Origin of the sequence: Halomonas sp. 707D4, assembly GCF_024158685.1 — a bacterium.
In the GTDB taxonomy this organism is placed as follows: Bacteria; Pseudomonadota; Gammaproteobacteria; order Pseudomonadales; family Halomonadaceae; genus Vreelandella.
This window is the reverse complement of record NZ_JAMZBD010000652.1, coordinates 1-1383: the sequence shown is the minus strand read 5'-3', so window position 1 is coordinate 1383 and position 1383 is coordinate 1. Positions and strand designations below refer to the sequence as shown.

General features: G+C 65.1%; 3 protein-coding genes. 1 reads left to right on the top strand and 2 read right to left on the bottom strand.

The genetic code is table 11. The annotated features are described in order from the left end of the window. Positions 1-228: M24 family metallopeptidase (locus BIS11_RS17595; protein WP_253586731.1), on the top strand; the 228-nt coding region annotated here is incomplete at its 5' end. Between the two features lie 23 nt (positions 229-251). Here BIS11_RS17595 and BIS11_RS17590 read toward each other — a convergent pair. After that, the gene (locus tag BIS11_RS17590) at positions 252-1028 is read right to left on the bottom strand and encodes a TatD family hydrolase (RefSeq protein ID WP_253420582.1); all 777 of its coding nucleotides are present in this window, start codon (positions 1026-1028) and stop codon (positions 252-254) included. 119 nt (positions 1029-1147) lie between these two features. After that, on the bottom strand, positions 1148-1383 hold a 236-nt coding region (locus tag BIS11_RS17585; protein ID WP_301286511.1), incomplete at its 5' end, for an OmpW family outer membrane protein.

The following is a 1383-nucleotide window of genomic DNA, read 5'->3' as shown; positions in this document are numbered from 1 at the left end:
GCGCCCGCCCAACACCCGGCGCTGCGGCTGACGCGCACGCTCGCCCCGGGCATGGTGGTCACCATCGAGCCGGGGCTCTACTTCATTCCCATGCTGCTGGCCCCGCTCAAGGAGCGCGGCGTGGCGATCGACTGGCCACGGGTGGATGCGCTGATCAACTGCGGCGGTATCCGCATCGAGGACAACGTGCTGGTGACCGAGACGGGCTTCGAGAACCTGACCCCCTGACGCTCAGCCATGGCCTGTCACGTCTAGATACCGAACAGCCGCCGGGTGTTGTCGCGAAGAGTTGTGGCGATCTCCTCCGGCGGCTCCCGGCGAATCTCGCACAGGCTCTGCCAGATCAACGCGATGCGCTCGGGGCGATTGGGCTCGCCCTGAAAGCCCTGTACCGGCATGTCCGGCGAGTCCGTCTCGAGCAGTAGCGACGACAGGGGCAGATTCGCCAGGGTGTTGCGCGTCTTGGTGGCGCGCTCGTAGGTCATGGTGCCGCCCACGCCGATGAAATAGCCCGCCTCGATGAAAGCGCGCGCCTGCTGCAGGCTACCGGCAAAACCGTGGACCACGCCGCGTCGCGGCACGTCGATGCGCCTCAAGTGCATGGCGAGCTTGTCGTGGGTGCGCCGGGAGTGCAGGATGACCGGCAGATCGAAGCGCCGCGCCAAGGAAAGCTGCGCCTTCAGCAAGGCCTCCTGGCGTTCGAACTGCGGATTATCGATGTACAGATCCAGCCCGATCTCGCCGATCGCCACGAGCTTGTCGGGGCGCTTGGCAAGCCACGCCTCGAGCTCATCGAGGTGTTCGTCGCGATAGTCACCGATCGCCATGGGATGAATGCCGAGCGCTGCATGGATCTCGGGATAGCGTTCGGACAATGCCACCACGCCGGCAAAACGCGCGGCCGTGACGCCCACCGCGATGATCTTTTCCACCCCGGCCTGACGGGCGAGCGCCAGGCTGCGGGATTCGTCGCCGTGAAACGGCGGGAAATCGAAGTGACAGTGGGTATCGACGAAGGTCGGCGCCATGGGCTTCTCCTCGATTGTGTACGCGACGGGCACGGCGGAAAATGGGCCATCACTGTACACGAAAACGCCCGGCATTCGCCGGGCGTTTCAGGATGATCGAAGGACTCGATCGTTACATGCTAGAAGCGGAAGGTCACGCCACCACCGACGGTGACGGGCTCCATGTCCACCTTGCCGACGGTCTCGCCGCCCACGCGAATGTCGGAGTCGACATCGGCGTAGCTCACGTAGCTGTTGAGCGAGACGTTTTCGGTGACCGCCAGGTCGACACCGGCCTGGCCGATGGCGCCGTAGCTGCGACGCACGTCGACGTTGCTCGGCTCGCCGGAGAAGCGGGTGTAGTTCAAGCCGGCAC